The following is a 20293-nucleotide window of genomic DNA, read 5'->3' on the forward strand; positions in this document are numbered from 1 at the left end:
TGCCCCCGACCGGCGGCGGATGCTGGCGGCGCACGCGGATTCCGACGATGCTGGACGCATGCGCGCCCTCCGACTCCTCTGGCGATACCCGGTCATCACGCTCACGGTCATCGTCTTCGTCGTGGTCGGGGTGCTGCACGCCACAGGCGAAGCGACCATCGGCCGGTGGATCGCCACGGTCTTCGTGGCTGCGGTGGTCGTGTGGACCCTCGTCGGCATGGTGCGCGACGTGCTCCGCGGTCATGTCGGGCTCGACATCCTCGCCGTCGTCGCCATGGTGGCGACCCTCGCCGTCGGCGAGTACATCGCGGCGCTCATCATCGTCCTGATGCTCTCCGGCGGCGAGGCACTGGAGGACTTCGCGGGCCGCCGGGCCAAGCGCGACCTCTCGGCACTGCTGGACCGCTCACCGCGCAGCGCTCATGTCCTCATCCACCCCGAGGATGCGGACTCGGACGAGGCGAGGGAGGTCCCCGTCGACGATGTGGCCGTGGGCGACGTGCTCCTCGTGCGCCCGGCGGAGATCATCCCCGTGGACGGCGAACTGCTCACCGACAGCGCGTCGTTCGACGAATCCTCGCTCACGGGCGAGAGCCTGCCCGTGACGCGTGGCGCGGGCGACGAGGTGCTGTCGGGCGCGATCAACGGCAGCCGAGCCATCCGTCTCCGCGCCCTGCGCACGGGTGCCGACAGCCAGTACCAGCAGATCGTGGCGCTGGTCGCCCGGGCCGAGTCCTCCCACGCTCCCATCGTGCGTCTCGCCGACCGGTTCGCTATCCCGTTCACCGCCGTCGCGCTCGTGCTCGCGGGGACGGCGTGGGCGATCTCCGGCGACGCCACGCGGTTCGCCGAAGTGCTCGTGCTGGCGACGCCCTGTCCGCTGCTGATCGCCGCACCCGTCGCCTTCCTCGGCGGGCTCTCGCGGGCCGCGAAGTCGGGCGTCATCATGAAGAGCGGTGCGGTGATCGAGCAGATCGCGCGGGTGCACTCGGCCGCGTTCGACAAGACCGGGACGCTCACCCAGGGGAGGCCGGAGCTCGTCGACGTGCGACCGGCGCCAGGCTTCGATGCGGATGAGATCCTGCGACTCGCCGCCTCGGCCGAGCAGTATTCCTCGCACGTGCTCGCCGACGGCATCCGTCGCGCCGCCTCCGCCCGAGGCCTGTCCCTGCACGGTGCGACCGAGGCGAGCGAGACCGCGACGAACGGGGTGTCCGCGACGATCGGCGGCCGCGCGGTCGTGGTGGGCAAGCCCGCGTACGTCGCCTCTCTCGCCCCCGACACCGTGCGGGCGGAGCTGGCGCCGGGACAGGCCGCCGCCTATGTCGCCGTGGACGGACGGTTCGCGGGGGTCCTGGTCCTCGCCGATGCCGCCCGCCCGGAGGCGTCGGCCGTGATCTCGTGGCTGCGGACGCACGAGGTCGATCGACTCGCGATGCTGACCGGGGATGTGGAGACCACCGCGGCGTCGATCGGACGGCAGGTCGGGATCGACGAGATCCACGCCGAGCTCCTGCCGCCCGAGAAGGTGCGTCTGGCCGCCGAGATGCAACCACGGCCCGTGCTGATGGTCGGCGACGGTGTGAACGACGCCCCGGTGCTGGCAGCGGCCGACATCGGCATCGCGATGGGCGCGAAGGGAGCGACGGCCGCCGGGGACGCCGCCGACGTCGTCATCCTCGTGGATTCGCTCGCCAAGGTCGTCGACGCCGTCGCGATCGGACGGCACACCCTCCGTGTCGCCCTCACCGCCATCTGGATCGGCATCGGTCTGAGCGTGGGGCTGATGGTCGTGGCGATGACCGGTGTCATCCCCGCGGTCGTCGGCGCACTGGTGCAGGAGCTCGTCGACCTCGCGACGATCCTCTACGCCCTGCGCGCGCTGAGCGGTCCGCCGAGCGACCTCCGCCCCTCCGCCTGAGCGCTGTTCGTGCACCGCGCGCGGTGCGCCGCTCCCGTCCACAGTTTCCGTGTTCGTGGCTCTGTCGCTGCGGAATACCGTGACAGCCTGAGACCCCGGACTCAGACTGGAGGCATGACCGTGGACGACCCGCAGGTATGGACACTGATCGGCGTCTTCGCCGCCGTGATGCTCGGCGGCATGACGCTCATGACATCGCAGCTCAGCCGCGTGATCCGTGCGGAGGTGGACCGCATCGACGGCACGCTCTCCGCACGGATCGACCGCATCGACGGCACGCTCTCCGCACGGATCGACGGCCTCGACGCCCGGCTCGGACGCATCGAGACGAAGGTCGACGATCTCGACAGGGAGCTCACGAACCTCGCGACGCGGTTCTGGCGCTCGCAGTGACCGGCACGCAGCCTCAGATCGCCACGTCGCCGACGAGGTTGACCTTGATGCCCATGCCGTCGAACATCGCGGCCTTGGCGATCAGCGCCTTGTCCGCGGTCTCGGCATCGGGGGCGTAGACGAGCTGCGCGTGGTTCGCCTTGTGCCGCGCCATGAACTGGTCGCGCGAGATGCCGTGCAGCACCACGTGGGCGATCGGCCACTCCGGGTTCGTGGCGTCCTTCCGGCGCTGCGTCTCCTCCGCGGGAAGCTCGACGACCGACGCCCGGAAGATGTCCGCCTGCAGGACGCCCTCGGCGATGAACACCCGGGAGAGCACGACCTCGCCGGGCTTCGAGACACCGTTGATCGTGGCGCCGCCCGCAGGGAAGAACACGTGCCCCTGGCGCCAGCCCTCCGCGTTCTGCCAGCCGCCGAGGTGGGAGGCCGGCACCGAGCCGGAGATCTCGTACACCCAGACGAACTGCCCGTCGTGGTCCTCCCCCCAGCGCACGTCGTGGAGGGTGTTGTCGGGCACGAGCCCCATCGCGCGCCAGACACGGTCGGTCACGAGCGCATCGACGGCGACGCCCTCGTCAGCCTCGTTGAAGTGCGGGAATGCGCGCCCTTCGTGCAGCACGCGGGAGCCGTCGCGCGAGGTCACCGGCGGGCGCTCGGTGGAGTTCAGGATCCCCTCCGCCAGGTCCGACGCCGGGACGAGATCCTTCAAGCCCTGCTGGTACTGGATGCCGACCGCGTCGAGGCCGAAGTCGTCGGCGATGCGGAGGGCGGCGATGTACATCTTGAGCTGCCACTGCACCTGCTCGCGGGTGAGCTCGGTCGCGGCGTCCTCGCCGTAGCGGAAGGTCATGCCGCGCTCGATCAGCCAGTCGTAGGCGGCGTCGGCCTCCTCCTCGGTGACGTTCAGCATCTCCGCGTAGAGAGCCGACTGCGACAGGCGCTCCTTGTAGATGCCGGTCTGGTTGAGGAGCTCGTCGTCGAAGATGGCGTTGTACATGCCCATGCAGCCCTCGTCGAAGACGCCGATGATGGCCTTCTCGGCGCGCAGCTCCGCGGCGAGCGCCTCGCCGAGCTGCTTCTCCGGGCTGTCCGGCAGTGCGGGGAGCGGACGCACGTGGGAGGCATCGTGGGTGATGGTGCCGGTCTCCGTCCACTCTCGGATGCCGTCGCGGAACCAGTCGTCGGTGAAGTCGACCGACCAGATCGTCGCGTACGGCTTGTCCATCTTCGTCAGGCCCGCGTTGAGGCCGAGGAGGCCGACGAGGCCGGGCCAGTCGCCCGCGAAGTTCGCCACCGTGAGGATCGGGCCCTCGTGCGTGCGGAGGCCCGCGAGCACGTGGTGCGAGTACTGCCACACGGCCTCGGCGACGATGAGCGGCGCGTCGACGGGGATGTTCTTGAAGACCTCGAGCCCCATGCGCTGGCTGGAGATGAAGCCGTGACCGGTCTCCGGGTCGACCTCATTGGCGCGCACGACCGTCCACCCGAGGTCGTTCAGCACGCCGGTGACTCCGGCCTCGAGCTCCACCTGGGTGGGCCAGCCGGCTGTGTTGGCCGACTCTCGGAGGTCGCCGGAGGCGATCAGGTAGGCGGTCTTCGGCGCAGCGGCGGGACGGGAGGCCGGGGCGGGCAGGGTGTAGGCGGTCATGAGTTCTCCGGGGTCGAGGGGGTGGGGGATCCGTCGCGCTGGGCGGCGGCGAGTTCATGGACGACGTTCTTCGAGCCGTCGTAAAGGCGCACGTAGCGGTCGAAGAGGGCGTCGGCGAAGGGGCGCAGAGCCTCGTCCGGGCGGACGGTGTCGGCGATGGGGTTCCAGTCGGTGATCGCGGGCGCGGCACCGTCGGCGGCCGTGGCCGTCGCCGCGAGGAAGGCGGCGCCGTAGCTCGCGCCGATCGTGGTCTGCGGCACCTCCTGCACGAGCCCGGTGATGTCCGAGACGATCTGCAGCCACAGCCGTCCCTGCGTGCCGCCGCCGACCGCCACGATGCGGCGGATGTCGGCGCCGGCGGCTCGCATGGTCTCGACGTTGTGGCGCACGCCCAGCGCGGTGGCCTCGAGGGCAGCGCGGTAGAGGTCTCCTCGGGTGTGCCGGAGGGTGAGCCCGGCGATGACCCCGCGGGCGTCGGGATCCTGGATCGGGGTGCGCTCACCGGCGAAGTACGGCAGCATCAGCAGGCCGTTCGCGCCGGGCCCCGACTCCTCCGCCTCGGCGAGCAGCGCCGGGTAGTCGGCACCGGAGAGGTCCTTCAGCCACGCGGTGAGCGCTCCGGATGTGGACAGCCCGCCGGCGAGGTTGCGCGTGCCCGCGAAGGCGCCGGCCGTCGTCCACATCGAGGGCGTGCGGAGGGTCTGCTCCCCGGTCGCGACGAGGAACATCGTCGTGCCGTACATCAGCATGAGGTCGCCGACCTCGTGGGCGCCGACGCTCACCGCCTCGGTCCAGGCGTCGATCGTGCCGGTGATGACCGGGGTCCCCTCGGGCAGGCCGGTCAAGGCGGCCGCGGCGGTGGTCACGGTGCCCGCGATCTCCCCCGCCCAGCGCAGCGGCGGCTGCTCGATCGTCCCGGCGAACCGCTGCCACCAGGGGTCGTGCCAGCGCTCGCCCTCGATGTCGTACAGCGGCGAGACCTGGCTGGCCGACTGGTGGTCGAGGACGTAGGCACCGGTGAGCTTGCGGGCCAGCCAGGTGGCGGGCATGTAGAGCCGCCGCGCGCGCTGCCAGCACTCCGGCTCCTCCTCGGCGACCCAGGCGATCTTCGGCCCACCGGCCTGCGAGGTGAGCGTCGAGCCGCCCACGCGGGTGATCTCCTCGGCGCCGAGCTCCGCCGTCATGCGCTCGATCTGCGCGGTGGAACGGGTGTCGACACCGTAGAGGATCGCGGGGCGCACGGGCTCGTCGTCCTCGTCGGCGAGCAGGACGCACGGGCCCATGCCGCTCACGCCGACGCCCATGACTTTCGCGTCGGGGACCGCGGCGAGAAGGTCGGTGGCCAGCTCGACGAACTCGTCCCACCAGATCCGGCCGTCCATCTCGACCCATCCGGACTGCGGACGGGAGACGTCGTGCGCGCGGGTCGCCGTCGCGAGGATCGTGCCGGCGGGGTCCACGAGGACGCCCTTGCTGCTGGACGTGCCGATGTCGACCCCGAGGGTGCAGCGCATGGTCTCTCCTTCGATCCCGACGGGCCGTGCGGGCCCGGATCCAGGCTACGCGAAATCGATTTCAAGACGCAAGGCGCGGACTGTTCCTCCACAAGTGATCGTGGCTCCGTGAGACTCCACGATCTGCGTCGTCACCGCGAAAGAAGGGCTGCTCAGCAACGGAATACCGTGACATCCTGACCCCTCCGATCGAGACTGGAGGCATGCCCTTGAACGACCCGCAGGTATGGACGCCGATCGGCATCTTCGTCACGACGATGCTCGGCGGCATGAGCCTCATGACGACGCAGTTCGGTCGCGTGCTCCGTGCGGAGATAGGCGGACTGCGGGGAGAGATGACCGGCGAGATCGGCAGGCTCCGCACCGATATGACCACGGAGATCGGCACCCTCCGCACCGACATGACCACCGAGACCACACGCCTACGCAGTGAGATGGGTGCGCTCCGCATCGACATGACCACCGAGACCACACGACTACGCAGTGAGATGGGTGCGCTCCGCATCGACATGACCACCGAGATCTCCGGGCTCCGCACCGATACGACCACCGAGGCCGCGGGCCTCCGCACCGATGTGACGAACGAGGTCAGCGGACTCCACGGGGCATTGGCGGCGCTGCACGCAGCGATGATGCGCGAGGTCGGAGGGCTGCGCGCGGCGATCGGAGCGCTGCACGGAGCGATGATCGGGCTCCGTGGCGAGATGATCGGCCTCCGTGGCGAGATGACCGCACGGCTCGACGGCCTCGATCACCGCCTCGATCGATTGGAGGTGAAGGTCGACGATCTCGACAAGGAGATGACGAACCTCGCGGCACGATTCTGGCGCTCGCAGTAGAAGCGTCCGGTTCAGGCGCGCGCGGCCGCGCGCTGCACCTCGCCGGAGAGCACGATCGTCCGGGCCGGTTGCTCGTCGCCCTTGATCCGATCCAGCAGCATCCGGGCCGCCGTCACACCCATGAGCCGCGCGGGGAGCCGCACGACGGTGACGGCGGACGGGGACAGCGTCGTGAAGGGCAACGATCCGATGACCGCGACGCCGAGCTCCGGCGGGGTGAGGCCGCGCTCCGTGAGCACCTGGATCGCCCCGACGCCGATGAGGTTGTTTCCGGCGACCACCGCGTCCGGCGGCTCCAGCAGCGCGAGGAGCTCCTCCATGGCCGCGCGCCCGCCGTCGACACGGAACGTGGCGAAGCGCTGGAGCGAGGAGAGGTCATTATCGGAATCCATCGCCGAGAGCGCCTCCCGCCAGCCTTCCGCCCGCTCGGCCGCGGTGTCGATGTGCGCGGGGCCGCCGATGTACGCGATGCGGCGATACCCGGCGTCGATCAGGCTCTGCGTCGCTGCGGCTCCCGCCTCCCGGTTGGCCATCACCACGCCGTCGATGTCGGTGGCCGTGCGACGGTCCACGGCGACCACCGGCCGCCCCGTCGCCCGCACCGGGGCGAGATCCGAGTGCTCATCCGCCGTCGCGATGATCACCCCCGACATGTTCTCGGCGATCGCGATCCGGAGGTACGTCGCCTCCTTCTCGACCTGGGCGTCGGAGTTGCACAGCACGACGGAATACCCCGCTTCGGACGCCGCATCCTCCACGCCGCGCGCCATCTCGGTGAAGTACGGGTTCTCGATGTCCGGGATGACCAGGGCGATGACCTCGGAGCTCTGCGTCCGCAGGGTGCGCGCGGTCCGGTTCGGGGTGAAGCGCAGTTCCTCGGCCGCCGCTCGCACGGCCGCCGCCTTCTCCTCCGACACGCTCGTGCCGTTGAAGACGCGCGAGACGGTGGCCGGGGAGACGCCGGCCCGCCGCGCGACGTCGTAGATCGTGGCCATGGGCACCCACTGTAACCGGTTTCAGCCCTCTCAGACCTCCGCAACGAACCGTCAGCGGTGCGCGGCAACCACCTGTGCGACGGCCGCCCGCTCGTCGGCGGAGGGTTCGGCGATCGCCATACGACAGTGCGTGTCCACGACGTCGAGCACGCGGTACGCCTCCTTCATGCGCGCCATGTCGCCGCCGATGAGCGCGACGACATCGTCCACGGCGGTCTGTGCCGCGGCGATGGCGTCCGCATCGCCCGAACGTCCGGCGTCGGCGAGGGCACGGAAGGGCTTTGGCGTCACGGAGGAGACGCCCGAGACGACGCCCTGCGCGCCCGCTTCGACGGCCGCGATGAGGTCACGGTCGGCGCCGGTGTAGAGCTCGAAGTCGGCCGGCACCACCGCGCGGTACGCCGCGATGTCGTCGAGGGGGAGCTCGCTCACCTTGGCCCCGACCACGTTCGGCAGGGCGGCGATGCGCACGAGCAGTTCCGGCGAGACCGGGTTCCCGCTGCGCGCGGGGTAGATGTAGACGTAGAGGCGCCCCTCCCCCACGGCCGCCGAGACGGCGCGATAGTAGTCGAGGATCGCGTCGTCCGTGGCACGCAGGTAGTAGGGGGTGAGGGCAGCGAACTCCGTGGCCCCCAGCTCCTTCGCGATGCCCACCAGGCGCACGGCCTCGAACGTGCTCGGCTGCCCGACGTGCACGATGACGCGCATCCGGTCGGCCAGCTCCTCCAGCGCCGCTCCCACGAGTCCCCGGAACTCATCCGCGTCCACGGCGGGGAACTCGCCCGTGGTGCCGAGGACGAACGCGCCCTCGTTGCCCGAGTCGGCCACGAACCGGAAGATCGCGCGCGACCCCTCGAGGTCGAGGGCACCATCGCGGTGGAACGCGGTCGGGACGGCGGTCAGGATGTCGTAGCGGGTCACTTCTCGGTCTCCTCGGGGGTCGTGCTCTGGCGGTTCTTGCGGTCGGCGCGTCCCCGGCGCGCACCGGCGTCGACGTTGCGGACCGTGGAGGTGAGCAGGTCGGGCTGCGCCGCGAGTTCGTCGTGCGCCTTCTCGATCTGCACGATGCTGTCGGCGTGGAGGATCGAGTCCTCCACCGAGGCCCGCTCTGCCCGGGGCGTGCGGGCGGCACGGATCGCCGGCATCACGATCGACAGCACGGCCAGCGCGAGCAGCACGAGGGCGATGGGACTGACGACCTCGAAGAACGGCCGCGTCGGCAGGATCGCCAGCGTGCGGGCGAGGTTCTCCTCGGCGAGCGGACCGAGCAGGAGGCCGAGCACCACGGGTCCGGCCGGAACCTGCATGCGCTTGAGCAGAACGCCGATCACACCGAAGACGAGCATCGTGACGACCGTCGACAGGCTGTTCGAGGTGGCGTACGTGCCGATGATGCAGAAGATGAGGATGCCGCTCCACAGGTACGGCTGCGGCACGTCGAGCAGCTTGACCATGCCCTTCATCCGTACGAGGCTCAGCGCGAGCGACAGGAGGGTCGCGACGAGCATGATCCCGACGATCGAGACGACGAGGTCGGGACGGTTGGTGAACAGCGTGGGCCCGGGGGTGATCCCCCAGATGATCATCGAGCCGATCATGACCGCCATCACGGAGTCCCCGGGGATGCCGAGCGCCATCGTCGTGGTGAGCGAGCCGCCGAGCGTGGCACTGGAGGCGGTATCGGACGCGGCGACGCCCTCGATCGACCCCTTGCCGAACATCTCCGGGTGCTTCGACGCCTTGCGCGCCCGCTCCCAGCCGATGAGTCCGGCGATGTCGCCGCCGGCCGCCGGGATGAGGCCGACCCCGAGGCCCACCGCCCCGCCGACCGCGGTGGCCCGTCCGCTCTGCTTCAGCTCGGCGCGGTTCGGCCACCACCGGCCGAGGCTCGAGATCGGTCGGATATGCGACTTCCGGTGCGTGAGGAGCTGATCGAACAGCTCGGCGATGCCGAAGAGCCCGATGATGACGGCGATGAAGTTCACGCCCTCGACCAGTTCCAGCACACCGAACGTGAAGCGCTGGTCGGCGGTGGCCGCATAGGTGCCGACGCTGCCGAGCATGAGTCCGAAGAGACCGGCCAGGATGCCCTTGAGCATCGACTTCGACGAGATGCCGATCATGATCGCGATGCCGAAGACGACGAGCGCGAACAGCTCGGGCGACTTGAAGTAGTCCCGGGCGAAGCTGGCGATCGGCACGGCGGCGACCGAGAAGAGCACGAGCGAGGCGAGGATGCCGACGGCCGACACGATCGCGGAGATCGTCAGCGCGAGACCGGCCCTGCCCTGTTTCGCCATCGGATAGCCGTCGAGGGTGGTGGCGATGGAGGCGGGAGTCCCCGGGGTGTTGATGAGGATGGACGGCACCCGGTCGCCGAAGTTCGCCGCGACGTAGATCGTCAGCAGCACCGCGAGGCCCTGCACGGGTTCGAGGGTCATGGTGAAGCCGGCCGCGAGCGCGACGGCCATGGTCGCGGTGATGCCCGGGAAGGCGCCGACCATGAAGCCGAGGACGAGGCCGACCGCCATGTACAGCAGGATCGAGATATCGAGGAGCGAGTTCAGCCCCTCCAGGAGCGCGTTCACAGGGGGATCCTCAGGAGCATGCCGAAGACGACGTAGACGAACGCCGTGACGGCGGCGGAGTAGATGACGAGGCTCAGCCAGCGGCGGTGGCCGTAGAGGAGCATCAGTGCGGCCATGAGCAGGGCGCAGGCGATCGGGAAGACCTCGATCCGGTAGCCGAAGAGGATGACCGAGCCGAGGGACCAGAGTGCGATGAAGGCACCGGCGATCGCGATCGTCGCGACCACCCGGAGGACGCCGCCCGGCTGGATGCGCTCGAGGTCCTCCCGCGTGGGTGCCGGTCGCGTGATCGCCACGGCGAGCAGGGCGATCGCGATCACGACGCCGGTCACGCCGATGACGAGCGGCCAGAAGCGCGCATCGATCTGTCCGGGGGCGGCCTCGCGGCGCAGCGGGATCTGCGTGGCGAGGAAGAGATAGCCGGCGGTGATCGCGAGGGCGACGGCGGCGAACGCGATCTCGAGGGGTCGCGAGGCGGTCGCCCCCTCGTAGCCGCCCGGCGCGGCCGACTCGGGCGCGGTGTCGGGGCTGGTCATGGTGCTCCTTCGTCGGAGGGTCCGGTGGGGTCGGCGCGTGCCGACCCCACCGGGGGTGTTCAGCCCAGGAGGTCCTGGAACAGGGCGAACTGGTCGTCGACGAACCCGGTCCACTCCGCGGAGTCGCGGTAGACCACGAGGTTGCCGGCGTCCGCCTGGAACTTCTGGTAGCTCTCGGACTCCACGGCCTCCTTGACGGCGGCCTCGAGGGCGTCGTGCACGTCGTCGGGCAGGCCGGCCGGGGCGTATATGCCGCCCCAGCCGCCGAAGACGACGTCTTCGCCGATGGCCTCCTCGACCGTCTCGACGTCCTCCGCGTCCGGGTGACGCTCGTCGTTCATGACCGCGAGGATGCGGACGGCCTCGCCCTGCGCGAGGGCCTCGCCGAGTCCGGAGACGGCGGCGACGGTCTCGCCGGACGCGGCCGCCGCGACCGCCGTGGCGCCACCGTCGTAGGGGACCGGGGTGAAGTCGGCGTCCGTGGCCTTGCCGAGGCCGAGGGTGGCGGCCTCCCAGATCGAGCCGGCGCCGGAGTTCGCGACCGTGACCGCGCCGGACTTCGCCTGGGTCACGAGGTCGTCGAGGGTCTCGATGCCGCTGTTGGCACCTACCGTGATGACGCCGGGGGCGAGCATGATCTGTCCGAGCAGGTCGAAGTCGTCGGGCAGCACGTCGGCGCTCTGGGTCGTGTTGAGCATCGCGATCTCGACGGGCGCGAAGCCGATGACGTAGCCGTCCGGATCCTGCGAGCCGACGTACTCCATTGCGAGGGCTCCCGCGGCGCCGGGCATGTTCTCCGGGATCACGCTGACGCCGAGGATCTTCTCCAGCTCGGTCGCGAGCGCGCGGGACGACAGGTCGGAGCCGCCGCCGGGGTTGGCCTGGATGATCAGCCGGATGTCGTCCTCGGGATAGGTCGAGGCGGCCCCCTCGCTCTCGTCGACCTTCGTGCAGGCCGAGAGCACCAGAGCGGTGGCGGCGAGGGCGGCGAAGGCAGCGGCCGCCCGAGTGATGCGCATGCGGGGCATCTTTGCTCCTCTACGTGGGTCGACCGTGTTGTCGACACCGCGAGGTTATCAGTGTTGACTGTTAACAGTCAACACTGACGGGGTCACCGCACCCGACACACGGCCAGGAGGTGCGGGCTGAGCTCCCGGATTCCGGGGACGGTGCTCCCGGCTCGCGCCAGCAGGAGAGCCGCCTGCGTGAGCGCCGTCTCCTCGGCGGGCATCCCTTCCAGCAACAGCCCGCCGGGCCCTTCGACGCCATGCACCTCCAGGACGTCGAGTCCGGCGGCGACAGCCTCCTCGGCGAGCGACTCCGCCGTATGGAAGTGCCCCGCCGGGAAGCGACCCCGCGAGGAGGGCGCCCCGTGTTCCAGCAGTGCGCCGTGTTCGTCGTCGAGGTGGAGGTCGGTGACGCCCAGCGCGAGCTGACCGAATCCGATGAACCGCGAGAGGCCGGCCGCGAACACCCATCCGCCGGATCTCACCACCCGTGCGGCCTCGCCGAGCGCCTGGAGACGGTCCGCACGGTCGGCCAGGTGGTACAGCGGGCCGAGGAGAAGGGCGGCATCGAAGCTATCCGCGGCGAACGGCAGCGAGCGCGCGTCGCCCACGCGGGCGTCCACACCTCGCTCCGCCGCACTCCGGACATGACCCCGCACCGGGTCGACGAGGGTGACCCGATGTCCGCGGTCGAGGAGCGAGCGCGCATGGACGCCCGCCCCGCCTCCGACATCGATCACGCGACCCTCGGCGAGGTGCTCCGCGATCAGCTCCTGGATGCGCTGGTGCTCCAGCGGCCCCTGCGCCGACCGGGTCGTCAACCGCGCCGATTCGTCGAACTGCTCCTCGTAGTAGTCGCGGATCCGCTCATCGAGCTCGCGCTGGTCCATGGTCGGCCTCCGATCGGTAGGCCTCCATCATCCACGCCCGCCTGCGCGAAGGACGGCGCCAGGCGGGGATGCCCGCCTGGCGCCGTCCCTCCGCGTCTGGCCGGGCTAGCCGGCCGTGGCGTTCTCGTACGCACGCATCGCGGCCTCCTGCGCTTCCTTCAACGCGTCCTCCGGCGACTTGTCCCCGAGCAGCGCCGCCGTGATGGCGTTGTTGAGCTCGTTCTGGATCTCCTGGCCCGCCAGGGAGGAGCCGAACGACTGCCCGTAGTCCACCACGTCGTAGTAGGTGGAGATGACCTGGTCGAAGCCGGCGTTGCCGCTGTCGTTGACGAAGGTCTCTCGGATCGACTGGTCAGCGGACGGCGACCCGGTGAACAGCCCGGTGTTGATCCCGCCGTCGGTCTTCAGGGTCTCGGCACGCGCCTCGCCCGCCGCATTCCACGCGTCGTCGGAGGTGAGGTTGACCATCCACGCGCACGCCGCCGCGGGGTTCTCCGCGCCGGCCGGGATCACGAACGCGGTGCCCGAGGCGACCGAGAACGGCTCCCCGTCGGCATTCCGGAACGGCACCGCCTCGAGGTCGATCTGGTCGGCGTAGGGGCTCAGCACGTTCGGGTACCACTGGGCATTCACCTGCGCCCCGACCTGCTGGGCGACGAACTGGTTCTGGTCGCCGAAGGCGTCGAACGAATCGGTGAAGCTTTTTCGGCCGCGAAGCCGCCCTGCGCGTCGGTGATCTGCTTGAGCATCTCGATGCCGGCCACGTTGCTGGGGTCGTCCAGGGTGGGCGCCCCCTTCTCATCGTTGAGCTGGCCACCCATGCCGAGGATCCACAGCCCGGCCTGGCCGGTCGCGACCGGGTCGAACCCGAGCCGCGTGGGCACGCCGCCTGACTCCTGGTACATCTTCTCGATCGCGCCGAGCAGCACGTCGGGCTTGGAGGTGTCGATCTCGTCCGCCGTCACCCCCGCCTCGTCGAGCACGGCCTTGTTCAGCAGGATCGCCGGCGGCTGGTAGAACTGCGGCACCGCCCACACCGCATCGTCGTAGGTGACGTCGTCGACGACGAAGGGGTACCAGTGGTCCCGCGGCGAGACGTCCTGGGCGGCGAAGCACTCGTCGAGCGGCATGATGAGGTCCTGCGCGGCATAGGTGGTCACGTACCGGCGGTCCATCTGCACGACGTCGGGCACGTCACCGCTCGCGATGCGGGTGGTGAACTTCTGCGCGTCGAAGGCCGTCGCGTCGAGATCGACCTCGACGTCCTTCAGCTGCTCGGCGGCGTAGTCCATGCGCGAGGTCCCGACGTTGTCGGCGTTCTCGAAGCCCCACGCCTTCAGCGTGCCGCTCGGCTCCGCACCGAAGTCGGCGTCGGCTGCCTGGTCGTCTCCCCCTCCCCCGCCGCACCCGGCGAGGACGAGGACGGATGCCGCGGCGACCGCGGTGATTCCCAGCATGCGTGTGCGCATGACTGCTCCTTTCGATCTGTGGTTCGTCATCCCTTGCGCCCCTGGGTCGCGACGCCCTCGATGAAGGCGCGCTGCCCGAAGGCGAAGAGGATGAGCATCGGGAGGGTCACCAGGAGGGAGGCGACCATGACGTACTGGTAGTCGCCGTGACCGCCCGCGGTGGGGCTGTACTTGGTCATGGCGTAGGCGATGCCGAGCGGCGCGGTGAACTCGTCCACCGATCCGGCGTTGAGGTAGATGAGGGCGGCCTGGAGGTTGTTCCAGCTGGCCTGGAATTCGAACAGGAACACGATGACGAACGACGGGATCGACAGCGGCATCGCGATCCGCCAGAACAGTCCCCAGGCGCTGGCCCCGTCGAGCCGCGCCGCCTCGAACAGCTCCCGCGGCAGGCCGAGGAAGAACTGGCGCTGCAGGAAGATGTAGAAGGCCGAGCCGAAGAGGTTCATGCCCCACAGCGGCACCCAGGTGCCGAGGAGTCCGGTCTCCTTCCAGATGAGGTAGATCGGGATCATCGTCACCGCGCCGGGGAGCATCATCGTCGCGAGCACGAGGCCGAACAGCAGCCCACGCCCCGGGAAGCGGAAGTAGGCGAACCCGAACGCGACGATCGAGCTGGAGATCGCGACGGCACCGGCGGCGAGCAGCGCGATGGCGATGCTGTTGCCCATCCAGTTCAGCAACGGGAGCTGATTCCACACCTCGACGTAGTTCTCCGGCACGAAGGTCTTCGGGATGAGGGCGTTGTCGAACACCTCTCCCCGCGGCTTGAAGCTCGCCGCGATGAGCCATGCGAACGGATACAGGAACAGCAGCGCGAACAGCACGAGGATGACGTTCAGGACGATCCGGGCGACGAGGCTCTTCGGCTGCCGCAGCCGCCGTCGCCAGCGCGAACGGGCGGCGACGGTGGTCGTGAACGTGCCCGGGGCCTTCTCGGACTCCGCCTCGACGGGGACCTGACGCAGGGTCTGGGACATCAGCGGTCTCCCTCGTAGTAGACGAAGCGGTTGCCGACCTTCACCTGGATGAGCGTGATGATCATGATGAGGACGAACAGCAGCCATGCCATCGCCGCCGCGAAGCCGAAGTTGAACTGCCGGAACGCCTGCTGGAACAGGTAGATCGCGTAGAAGAGGGAGGCCTCCGGCGACGAGTTGCTCTGATCCCGCCAGAACAGCAGGTACGCCTGGTCGAAGATCTGGAACGCGGCGATCGACAGCACGATGACGTTGAAGAACATCGCCCCCGAGATCATCGGGAGGGTGATCGAGAAGAACTTCCTGATCGGTCCCCCGCTCCGTCGAGCGAGGCCACCTCGTACAGCTCGACGGGCACGTTCTTCAGCGCCGCGAGGAAGATCACCATGGTTCCCGCGACCGTCCACAGCGTCATGATCACGATGCTCGGCTTGACCCACGCGGGGTCGACGAGCCACTGCGGTCCCTGGATGCCGAACACCCGGAGGAACTGGTTGATCGCGCCGGAGTTGCCGTTCAGGAGCAGGAAGAACACGGCGGCGGTCGCGACGGCCGGCGTCATCTTCGGCAGGTAGTAGAGCACGCGGAAGGCTCCGGCACCGCGCCCGACGCGGTTGAGCAGCAGAGCGAGGATGAGCGCGAACACGATCTCCAGCGGCACCGCCATCACCACGTAGAACAGCGTGTTCGCGAGCGAGACGCCCACCCGGGGGTCCTCGAACAGGTTGGCGTAGTTGTCGATCCCGACCGGGCGGGCGCTGTTCGTGGCGAGGTTGTAGCTGCTGAACGAGATGTACAGGCTGTAGACCATCGCGCCGGCCGTGAAGATGAGGAATCCGAGGAGCCAGGGAGAGATGAACAGATAGCCGGCGAGGGCCTCTCGGCGGTTGTACCGGTCCCGCTGGCGGGTCTTGATCGGCATCCACCTGCCTCCTGTCCGAGGACGCGCAGACACGGCGGTCCCGTCCTGGCGCGATGCTAGGTCCGCAGAAGCGGTTCCCCTCGGGGCTTGCGCAGAACCGTTTCCTGTGGTTCACCTGAATGCCCACTCGGCGCGCTGATTCCCTGGATGACGTTCCTCAATAGGATGTGGGGAATAAACACGGAGGAGGGCCGGGGGAATGTTCGACGAGCGACGGCGACAGGCAGCGCTCGAGGAACTGGGGATCCTTGACACACCACCCGATGAGCGGGTGGATCGGGTGGCACGACTGGCGAAGGAGATGTTCGGCGTGCCGATGGTCAGCGTCTCGCTGATCGACCGCGACCGGCAGTGGCGCAAATCGCAGATCGGCCTCGGGGGGAACGAGGCACCGCGACAGGACTCGTTCTGCGACTACACCGTGTCGCAGGACCGGACGGTGGTGGTGGAGGACGCGAGCACGACCGACCTCTTCGCCGAGAACCCGTTCGTGACCGGCGATCCGCACCTCCGCTTCTATGCGGCCCATCCGCTGCACGCGCCGGGCGGCGAGCCGGTCGGGACGCTGTGCGTGCTCGACACGGAGCCGCACACCTTCACCGACGCCCAGCAGGACCTCCTGCGTGACCTCGCGTTCTGGGTGCAGACGGAGCTTGCCCAGGATGCGGACATCGACCATGCCGCCGTGGTGCAGCGGGCGCTGCGCCCGCGGGTGCACCCGGAGGTCGAGGGCTACACGATCGCCGCCGGGGCCGCCCCCCGAGGGATGCTCGCGGGGGACTACTACGACTTCTCCCGTCACGGCGACGCGATCCGCGTCACCCTCGCGGACGCGATGGGCAAGGGCACCGGGCCGGCCCTGGTCGCGGCCACCGTGCGGGCGTCGCTGCGCACGGCACCGGAGCGCTCGCTGGCCGACGCCGTGATCGAGGTGGACCGCCTGCTCGAGGACGACCTCGCCGACACGTCGATGTTCGTGACCGCGGTCGTCGCGGAGCTGCGACCCGAGACGGGAGAGCTCGAGGTCATCGACGCCGGACACAGCCTGGCGTTCATCGTCCGTTCGGACGGATCGTGGACGCCTCTGCGTTCCACGAACCTGCCGCTGGGAATGGGGATGGGCATCGCCGACCCCCGGGTGCCGATGACCGCGCGACTCGAGGTCGGCGACGCCTTCCTCTGCTGCAGCGACGGACTCCTCGACGTGCTCGACGCCGACGATCCGTTCGGTCACGTCGAGCGCGTGCTCACCGCGATGGGACCCGACGGTGCCGTGCGCGAGGCCCTGCGACTCGCGAACGACGACCGCGCCACCGACGACATCACCGTCGTGGTGGTGCGGAGGGACGCATGACCGCGCGGTTCGCGACCATCCGCGTCCTGGCCCTGCTGTCGGTCCTGCTCGGCGTCAACTACGTCGCCTGGCGGTGGCTGGAGTCGGTGAACTGGTCTGCCTGGTGGATCGCGGTGCCGCTCGTGATCGCCGAGACCTACAGCCTCATCGACACGTTCCTCTTCTGTCTGACGATGTGGCGCGCGAAGGAGCGTCCCGCGCCGGTGTCGCCGCCGCAGGGCACGGTCGACGTGTTCATCACGACCTACGATGAGCCGATCGGGCTCGTCATGACGACGGCGAAGGCGGCGAAGCGGATCGCCTATCCGCACTCCACCTGGATCCTCGACGACGGCTCCCGCCCCGAACTCGAGGCGGAGGCCCGAGCGGCCGGCGTGGGCTACCTCACGCGTTCCGAGGACTGGACCGGCAAACCCCGGCACGCCAAGGCCGGCAATCTCAACAGCGCGCTCTTCCAGACCGATGGCGAGTTCCTCCTCATCCTCGACGCCGACCAGGTGCCGGATCCGCTGACCCTGCACCGCACGCTCGGGTACTTCGCCGATGACCCGGAAGTCGCCCTCGTGCAGACGCCGCAGTGGTTCGTTAACGTCGACGAAGCCGATCCGCTCGGCAGCCAGGCGCCGCTGTTCTACGGGCCGATCCAGCAGGGGAAGGACGGCTGGAACGCGGCCTTCTTCTGCGGGTCGAACGCCGTGCTCCGCCGCGAAGCCCTCATGCAGCTCGGCATCGTCGGCTACGTGCGGAACGTGACCGACTCCGCCGCGCGGGCGCTGAAGACCTCCGAGGCGCTGATCGCCCGCGAGGCCGAGACCGCGACGGACCCGGCCCTCGCCACGGAGCTCGGAGCGCTCCGTATCGCGATCGCGCGCGGCCGCAAGGAGCTCGCCGCGGGGACGTCGGTCGCCGAGGTCGCCGCCCGGGTGGGCGACGCGGTCGACGATGCCTCCCGCATTCTCGTGGCCCACGACCTCGACGGCATCCGCGCCGACCTCGCCGTGATCGAATCCCTGCCGGTGCAGCATGACGCCGATCTCGGACAGGTGATCGTGGACGAAGCGGGGCTCGAAGCCCTCGCCGCCTCCGACCTTTCCCCCCTCACCGCCGTGGAGGCCGTCCGCGGACTGCTCGACGCGCTCCGCCTCGACCGGGCCGATGAGGCGCAGCCGATCCTCCCCCTCGCCACGATCTCGGTGACGGAGGACATGGCGACCGCGATGCAGCTGCACGCCCTCGGCTGGAAGAGCGTCTACCACCACGAGATCCTGGCGCACGGCCTCGCCCCGGAAGACCTCCGGACGATGCTCACGCAGCGCCTGCGGTGGGCGCAGGGGACGCTGCAGGTGATGCTGCGCGACAACCCCCTGGCCAAGCGCGGGCTCTCGGTGGGGCAGCGCCTCATGTACTTCGCGACGATGTGGAGCTACCTCTCCGGCTTCGCGGCGATCGTCTACCTCGCCGCCCCGGTGATCTACCTCGTGTTCGGGGTGCTCCCCGTCACCGCCTGGTCGGTCGACTTCTTCGTGCGGTTCCTGCCGTACTTCCTCGTCAACCAGGCGCTGTTCCTCGTGGTCGCCAAGGGGGTGAAGACCTGGCGCGGTCAGCAGTACTCGCTCGCGCTGTTCCCCGTGTGGATCCGCGCATGCTGGACGGCCTTCGCCAACGTCGTGCTCGGTCGGCCGCTGTCCTTCGCCGTGACGCGGAAGGACGGCCGGGATCCGCGCGGCGTCCCGTGGCGGGAGATCTGGCCGCAGCTGACCGCCATGGTCGTGCTCGTGATCGCCCTCGTCATCGGGGTCGCCCGGGTCATCGTCGGCACCGGCGACGGCACCGGAACCCTCGTCAACACGGCCTGGGTCCTGTACGACCTGGTCGTCCTCAGTGTCATCATCCAGGCGGCGCGCTATCGCGGTCCCGCCGCGCAGGTCCTCGAGAAGGAGTCGAATGAACGTCAGCACTGACACCAGGGACGGCTACGCCGTCGTCACGATCACGGGGCGCCTGACCGCCTCGGGGGCGCCGTTGCTGCGCAACGCGGTGAGCGATCTGGTCACCGCCGGGCAGCCGCGCATCGCGATCGATCTGAGCGGCACCGAGTTCGTCGACTCCTCCGGCCTCGGGGCCCTCGTCGGCGGCCTCAAGAGCGCCCGCGTGGCGGGCGGCGATCTGCGCATCGCCGCCGTCCCCGAGGCCGTGCGCACCGTCCTCCACCTCACCAACCTGGACCGCGTGCTCCGCGACTACCCGACGCCGGAATCGGCGTTCGATGGACGCTGAGACCCGGTCCTTCCACATCGACGGGCCCGCCGGGCTCGCCCTCGTCGACCGCGCCCTCGATGAGCTCGACCGGCTCTGGTCTGAGGCTCCGGAGGTTCCGGCTCAGGACCAGGTGCTGTTCGCCCTCGCGCTCAGCGAGGTCACGACCAACGTCGCGCAGCACAACGAGCACGCGGACGTCGTGCTGAGCATCGACGTCCGCGTGACGGCCGAGGAGGCGCGCGCCTACGTCCGCGACAGCGCCCCGCCGGCACCGATCGACTGGGACGCGGTGACGATGCCGGGCGAGGAGGCGGAGAGCGGACGCGGACTCGCGCTGTCGCAGGCGGCGCTCGACGAGTTCACCCACACGGTCACCGATCTCGGCAACACCTGGATCCTCGTGCGGCGCGTGGACCCCGCGCGCGCGGCGGGCGACTAGGCGATCAGACGAGCCAGGCCGGCGCGCGCCCGCGCAGGGCGGCGGCGTCGATGGAGTAGCGCCCCGCCCCCGTGAGTGCGAGCGCAAGAGCCGCCGCACCGAGCACGGCGACGAACTCGTAGCCGCCGGCCGTCACCCACAGGCCCGCGGGCAGGTGCACGAGCACGAGCGCGACCAGCATGTCGACGGCGAGGAGGACGCTGACCGGACGCGTCAGCAGTCCGAGGATCAGCAGGATCCCGCCGATGAGCTCCAGGAAGGCCACGACGGGCGCGGCGATCTCGGCGAGCGGAACCCCGACATCGGCGAAGCTGCCGATGGTGTCGGGGATCGTGATCTCGAAGATCTTCTGAGCGCCGTGGGCGGCGAAGATCGCGCCGACGACGATGCGCAGGACGAGGAGTCCGAGCGACGAGGCGGAGGAGGCGGAGGCTGTGGTGTTCGTCATGAGGAGGGTCTTCCTTCGTGGCAGGACACCCGCGCGGGCGCGGAACAGGGCTCTTGCCCTGGCCCCCACGGTAGGAACCGTTCTTTTCCGT

General features: G+C 69.8%; 19 protein-coding genes and 1 pseudogene. 7 read left to right on the forward strand and 13 right to left on the reverse strand.

Annotation, left to right across the window (positions count from 1 at the left end; genetic code table 11):
* Nucleotides 1-58 precede the first annotated feature (58 nt).
* Entirely contained in the window at nucleotides 59-1921 is a 1863-nt protein-coding gene (locus tag B2W79_RS01930; protein WP_292786418.1) for a heavy metal translocating P-type ATPase, read from the forward strand.
* A gap of 114 nt (nucleotides 1922-2035) precedes the next feature.
* Complete coding sequence (locus tag B2W79_RS01935) at nucleotides 2036-2314, forward strand: hypothetical protein (protein WP_060922290.1); 279 nt, start codon at nucleotides 2036-2038, stop codon at nucleotides 2312-2314.
* A gap of 13 nt (nucleotides 2315-2327) precedes the next feature.
* On the opposite strand, the gene B2W79_RS01940 is transcribed toward B2W79_RS01935, so the two are convergent.
* Together B2W79_RS01940 and B2W79_RS01945 are read right to left on the reverse strand one after the other, a co-directional pair.
* A complete protein-coding gene (locus B2W79_RS01940) occupies nucleotides 2328-3962 on the reverse strand; it encodes a fucose isomerase (RefSeq protein WP_292786424.1) in 1635 nt (544 codons plus the stop codon).
* Nucleotides 3959-5476: an FGGY-family carbohydrate kinase gene (locus B2W79_RS01945; protein ID WP_292786427.1), complete on the reverse strand. Its 1518-nt coding sequence runs from the start codon at nucleotides 5474-5476 to the stop codon at nucleotides 3959-3961. Before B2W79_RS01945 ends, B2W79_RS01940 begins: the two co-directional genes overlap by 4 nt.
* Nucleotides 5477-5679: 203 nt before the next feature.
* Between B2W79_RS01945 and B2W79_RS01950 the strand changes: the two genes are divergently transcribed.
* Entirely contained in the window at nucleotides 5680-6315 is a 636-nt protein-coding gene (locus tag B2W79_RS01950) for a hypothetical protein (protein ID WP_292786430.1), read from the forward strand.
* 11 nt (nucleotides 6316-6326) lie between these two features.
* On the opposite strand, the gene B2W79_RS01955 is transcribed toward B2W79_RS01950, so the two are convergent.
* From B2W79_RS01955 to B2W79_RS02005, 10 genes and pseudogenes are all read right to left on the reverse strand, one after another.
* Nucleotides 6327-7310 carry a LacI family DNA-binding transcriptional regulator gene (locus B2W79_RS01955; protein WP_292786433.1) on the reverse strand — a complete coding sequence of 328 codons (984 nt, stop codon included), beginning with the start codon at nucleotides 7308-7310 and terminating at the stop codon, nucleotides 6327-6329.
* A 51-nt stretch (nucleotides 7311-7361) separates the two neighbouring features.
* Complete coding sequence (locus tag B2W79_RS01960) at nucleotides 7362-8231, reverse strand: dihydrodipicolinate synthase family protein (protein ID WP_292786436.1); 870 nt, start codon at nucleotides 8229-8231, stop codon at nucleotides 7362-7364.
* Entirely contained in the window at nucleotides 8228-9898 is a 1671-nt protein-coding gene (locus B2W79_RS01965; RefSeq protein WP_071329281.1) for a tripartite tricarboxylate transporter permease, read from the reverse strand. Before B2W79_RS01965 ends, B2W79_RS01960 begins: the two co-directional genes overlap by 4 nt.
* On the reverse strand, nucleotides 9895-10434 hold the full coding sequence (locus B2W79_RS01970; RefSeq protein ID WP_292786439.1) for a tripartite tricarboxylate transporter TctB family protein: 540 nt from the start codon (nucleotides 10432-10434) through the stop codon (nucleotides 9895-9897). Before B2W79_RS01970 ends, B2W79_RS01965 begins: the two co-directional genes overlap by 4 nt.
* A gap of 59 nt (nucleotides 10435-10493) precedes the next feature.
* On the reverse strand, nucleotides 10494-11453 hold the full coding sequence (locus B2W79_RS01975) for a tripartite tricarboxylate transporter substrate binding protein (protein ID WP_292786441.1): 960 nt from the start codon (nucleotides 11451-11453) through the stop codon (nucleotides 10494-10496).
* 92 nt (nucleotides 11454-11545) lie between these two features.
* A complete protein-coding gene (locus tag B2W79_RS01980) occupies nucleotides 11546-12331 on the reverse strand; it encodes a class I SAM-dependent methyltransferase (protein ID WP_292786444.1) in 786 nt (261 codons plus the stop codon).
* 105 nt (nucleotides 12332-12436) lie between these two features.
* Nucleotides 12437-12964: a hypothetical protein gene (locus tag B2W79_RS01985; protein ID WP_292786447.1), complete on the reverse strand. Its 528-nt coding sequence runs from the start codon at nucleotides 12962-12964 to the stop codon at nucleotides 12437-12439.
* A complete protein-coding gene (locus B2W79_RS01990) occupies nucleotides 12961-13800 on the reverse strand; it encodes an ABC transporter substrate-binding protein (RefSeq protein ID WP_292786450.1) in 840 nt (279 codons plus the stop codon). The genes B2W79_RS01985 and B2W79_RS01990 overlap by 4 nt, the downstream gene beginning before the upstream one ends.
* Before the next feature lie 26 nt (nucleotides 13801-13826).
* Nucleotides 13827-14780, reverse strand: a complete 954-nt coding sequence (locus tag B2W79_RS01995) for a carbohydrate ABC transporter permease (RefSeq protein WP_143049285.1) — start codon at nucleotides 14778-14780, stop codon at nucleotides 13827-13829.
* A pseudogene (locus B2W79_RS02005) lies at nucleotides 14780-15702 on the reverse strand (carbohydrate ABC transporter permease). The gene B2W79_RS01995 and the pseudogene B2W79_RS02005 overlap by 1 nt, the downstream one beginning before the upstream one ends.
* A gap of 199 nt (nucleotides 15703-15901) precedes the next feature.
* On the opposite strand from B2W79_RS02005, the gene B2W79_RS02010 reads away from it, so the two are divergent.
* From B2W79_RS02010 to B2W79_RS02025, 4 genes are read left to right on the forward strand one after another with little or no spacing between them, the layout of a single operon-like run.
* Nucleotides 15902-17056, forward strand: coding sequence for a PP2C family protein-serine/threonine phosphatase (locus B2W79_RS02010; protein ID WP_071329286.1), 1155 nt, complete (start codon nucleotides 15902-15904; stop codon nucleotides 17054-17056).
* Entirely contained in the window at nucleotides 17053-19017 is a 1965-nt protein-coding gene (locus tag B2W79_RS02015; RefSeq protein WP_292786462.1) for a glycosyltransferase family 2 protein, read from the forward strand. The genes B2W79_RS02010 and B2W79_RS02015 overlap by 4 nt, the downstream gene beginning before the upstream one ends.
* Nucleotides 19001-19333, forward strand: coding sequence for an STAS domain-containing protein (locus tag B2W79_RS02020; RefSeq protein WP_071329288.1), 333 nt, complete (start codon nucleotides 19001-19003; stop codon nucleotides 19331-19333). The genes B2W79_RS02015 and B2W79_RS02020 overlap by 17 nt, the downstream gene beginning before the upstream one ends.
* A complete protein-coding gene (locus B2W79_RS02025; protein WP_071329289.1) occupies nucleotides 19323-19754 on the forward strand; it encodes an ATP-binding protein in 432 nt (143 codons plus the stop codon). Before B2W79_RS02020 ends, B2W79_RS02025 begins: the two co-directional genes overlap by 11 nt.
* A gap of 4 nt (nucleotides 19755-19758) precedes the next feature.
* On the opposite strand, the gene B2W79_RS02030 is transcribed toward B2W79_RS02025, so the two are convergent.
* Complete coding sequence (locus B2W79_RS02030; protein WP_071329290.1) at nucleotides 19759-20202, reverse strand: DoxX family protein; 444 nt, start codon at nucleotides 20200-20202, stop codon at nucleotides 19759-19761.
* Nucleotides 20203-20293: the final 91 nt, after the last annotated feature.

The sequence above is a fragment of the Microbacterium sp. UBA7513 genome (genome assembly GCF_002478345.1).
In the GTDB taxonomy this organism is placed as follows: Bacteria; Actinomycetota; Actinomycetes; order Actinomycetales; family Microbacteriaceae; genus Microbacterium.

Excerpts from the sequence above, each read along its gene's own strand:
- B2W79_RS02015 (WP_292786462.1), top strand. The coding sequence starts at position 17,053 with ATGACCGCGCGGTTCGCGACCATCCGCGTCCTGGCCCTGCTGTCGGTC.
- B2W79_RS02020 (WP_071329288.1), top strand. The coding sequence starts at position 19,001 with ATGAACGTCAGCACTGACACCAGGGACGGCTACGCCGTCGTCACGATC.
- B2W79_RS01975 (WP_292786441.1), bottom strand. The coding sequence starts at position 11,453 with ATGCGCATCACTCGGGCGGCCGCTGCCTTCGCCGCCCTCGCCGCCACC.
- B2W79_RS01995 (WP_143049285.1), bottom strand. The coding sequence starts at position 14,780 with ATGTCCCAGACCCTGCGTCAGGTCCCCGTCGAGGCGGAGTCCGAGAAG.
- B2W79_RS01930 (WP_292786418.1), top strand. The coding sequence starts at position 59 with ATGCGCGCCCTCCGACTCCTCTGGCGATACCCGGTCATCACGCTCACG.
- B2W79_RS02025 (WP_071329289.1), top strand. The coding sequence starts at position 19,323 with ATGGACGCTGAGACCCGGTCCTTCCACATCGACGGGCCCGCCGGGCTC.
- B2W79_RS01990 (WP_292786450.1), bottom strand. The coding sequence starts at position 13,800 with ATGCGCACACGCATGCTGGGAATCACCGCGGTCGCCGCGGCATCCGTC.
- B2W79_RS01935 (WP_060922290.1), top strand. The coding sequence starts at position 2,036 with ATGACCGTGGACGACCCGCAGGTATGGACACTGATCGGCGTCTTCGCC.
- B2W79_RS01955 (WP_292786433.1), bottom strand. The coding sequence starts at position 7,310 with ATGGCCACGATCTACGACGTCGCGCGGCGGGCCGGCGTCTCCCCGGCC.
- B2W79_RS01980 (WP_292786444.1), bottom strand. The coding sequence starts at position 12,331 with ATGGACCAGCGCGAGCTCGATGAGCGGATCCGCGACTACTACGAGGAG.
- B2W79_RS01940 (WP_292786424.1), bottom strand. The coding sequence starts at position 3,962 with ATGACCGCCTACACCCTGCCCGCCCCGGCCTCCCGTCCCGCCGCTGCG.
- B2W79_RS01950 (WP_292786430.1), top strand. The coding sequence starts at position 5,680 with ATGCCCTTGAACGACCCGCAGGTATGGACGCCGATCGGCATCTTCGTC.
- B2W79_RS01970 (WP_292786439.1), bottom strand. The coding sequence starts at position 10,434 with ATGACCAGCCCCGACACCGCGCCCGAGTCGGCCGCGCCGGGCGGCTAC.
- B2W79_RS02010 (WP_071329286.1), top strand. The coding sequence starts at position 15,902 with ATGTTCGACGAGCGACGGCGACAGGCAGCGCTCGAGGAACTGGGGATC.
- B2W79_RS01945 (WP_292786427.1), bottom strand. The coding sequence starts at position 5,476 with ATGCGCTGCACCCTCGGGGTCGACATCGGCACGTCCAGCAGCAAGGGC.
- B2W79_RS02030 (WP_071329290.1), bottom strand. The coding sequence starts at position 20,202 with ATGACGAACACCACAGCCTCCGCCTCCTCCGCCTCGTCGCTCGGACTC.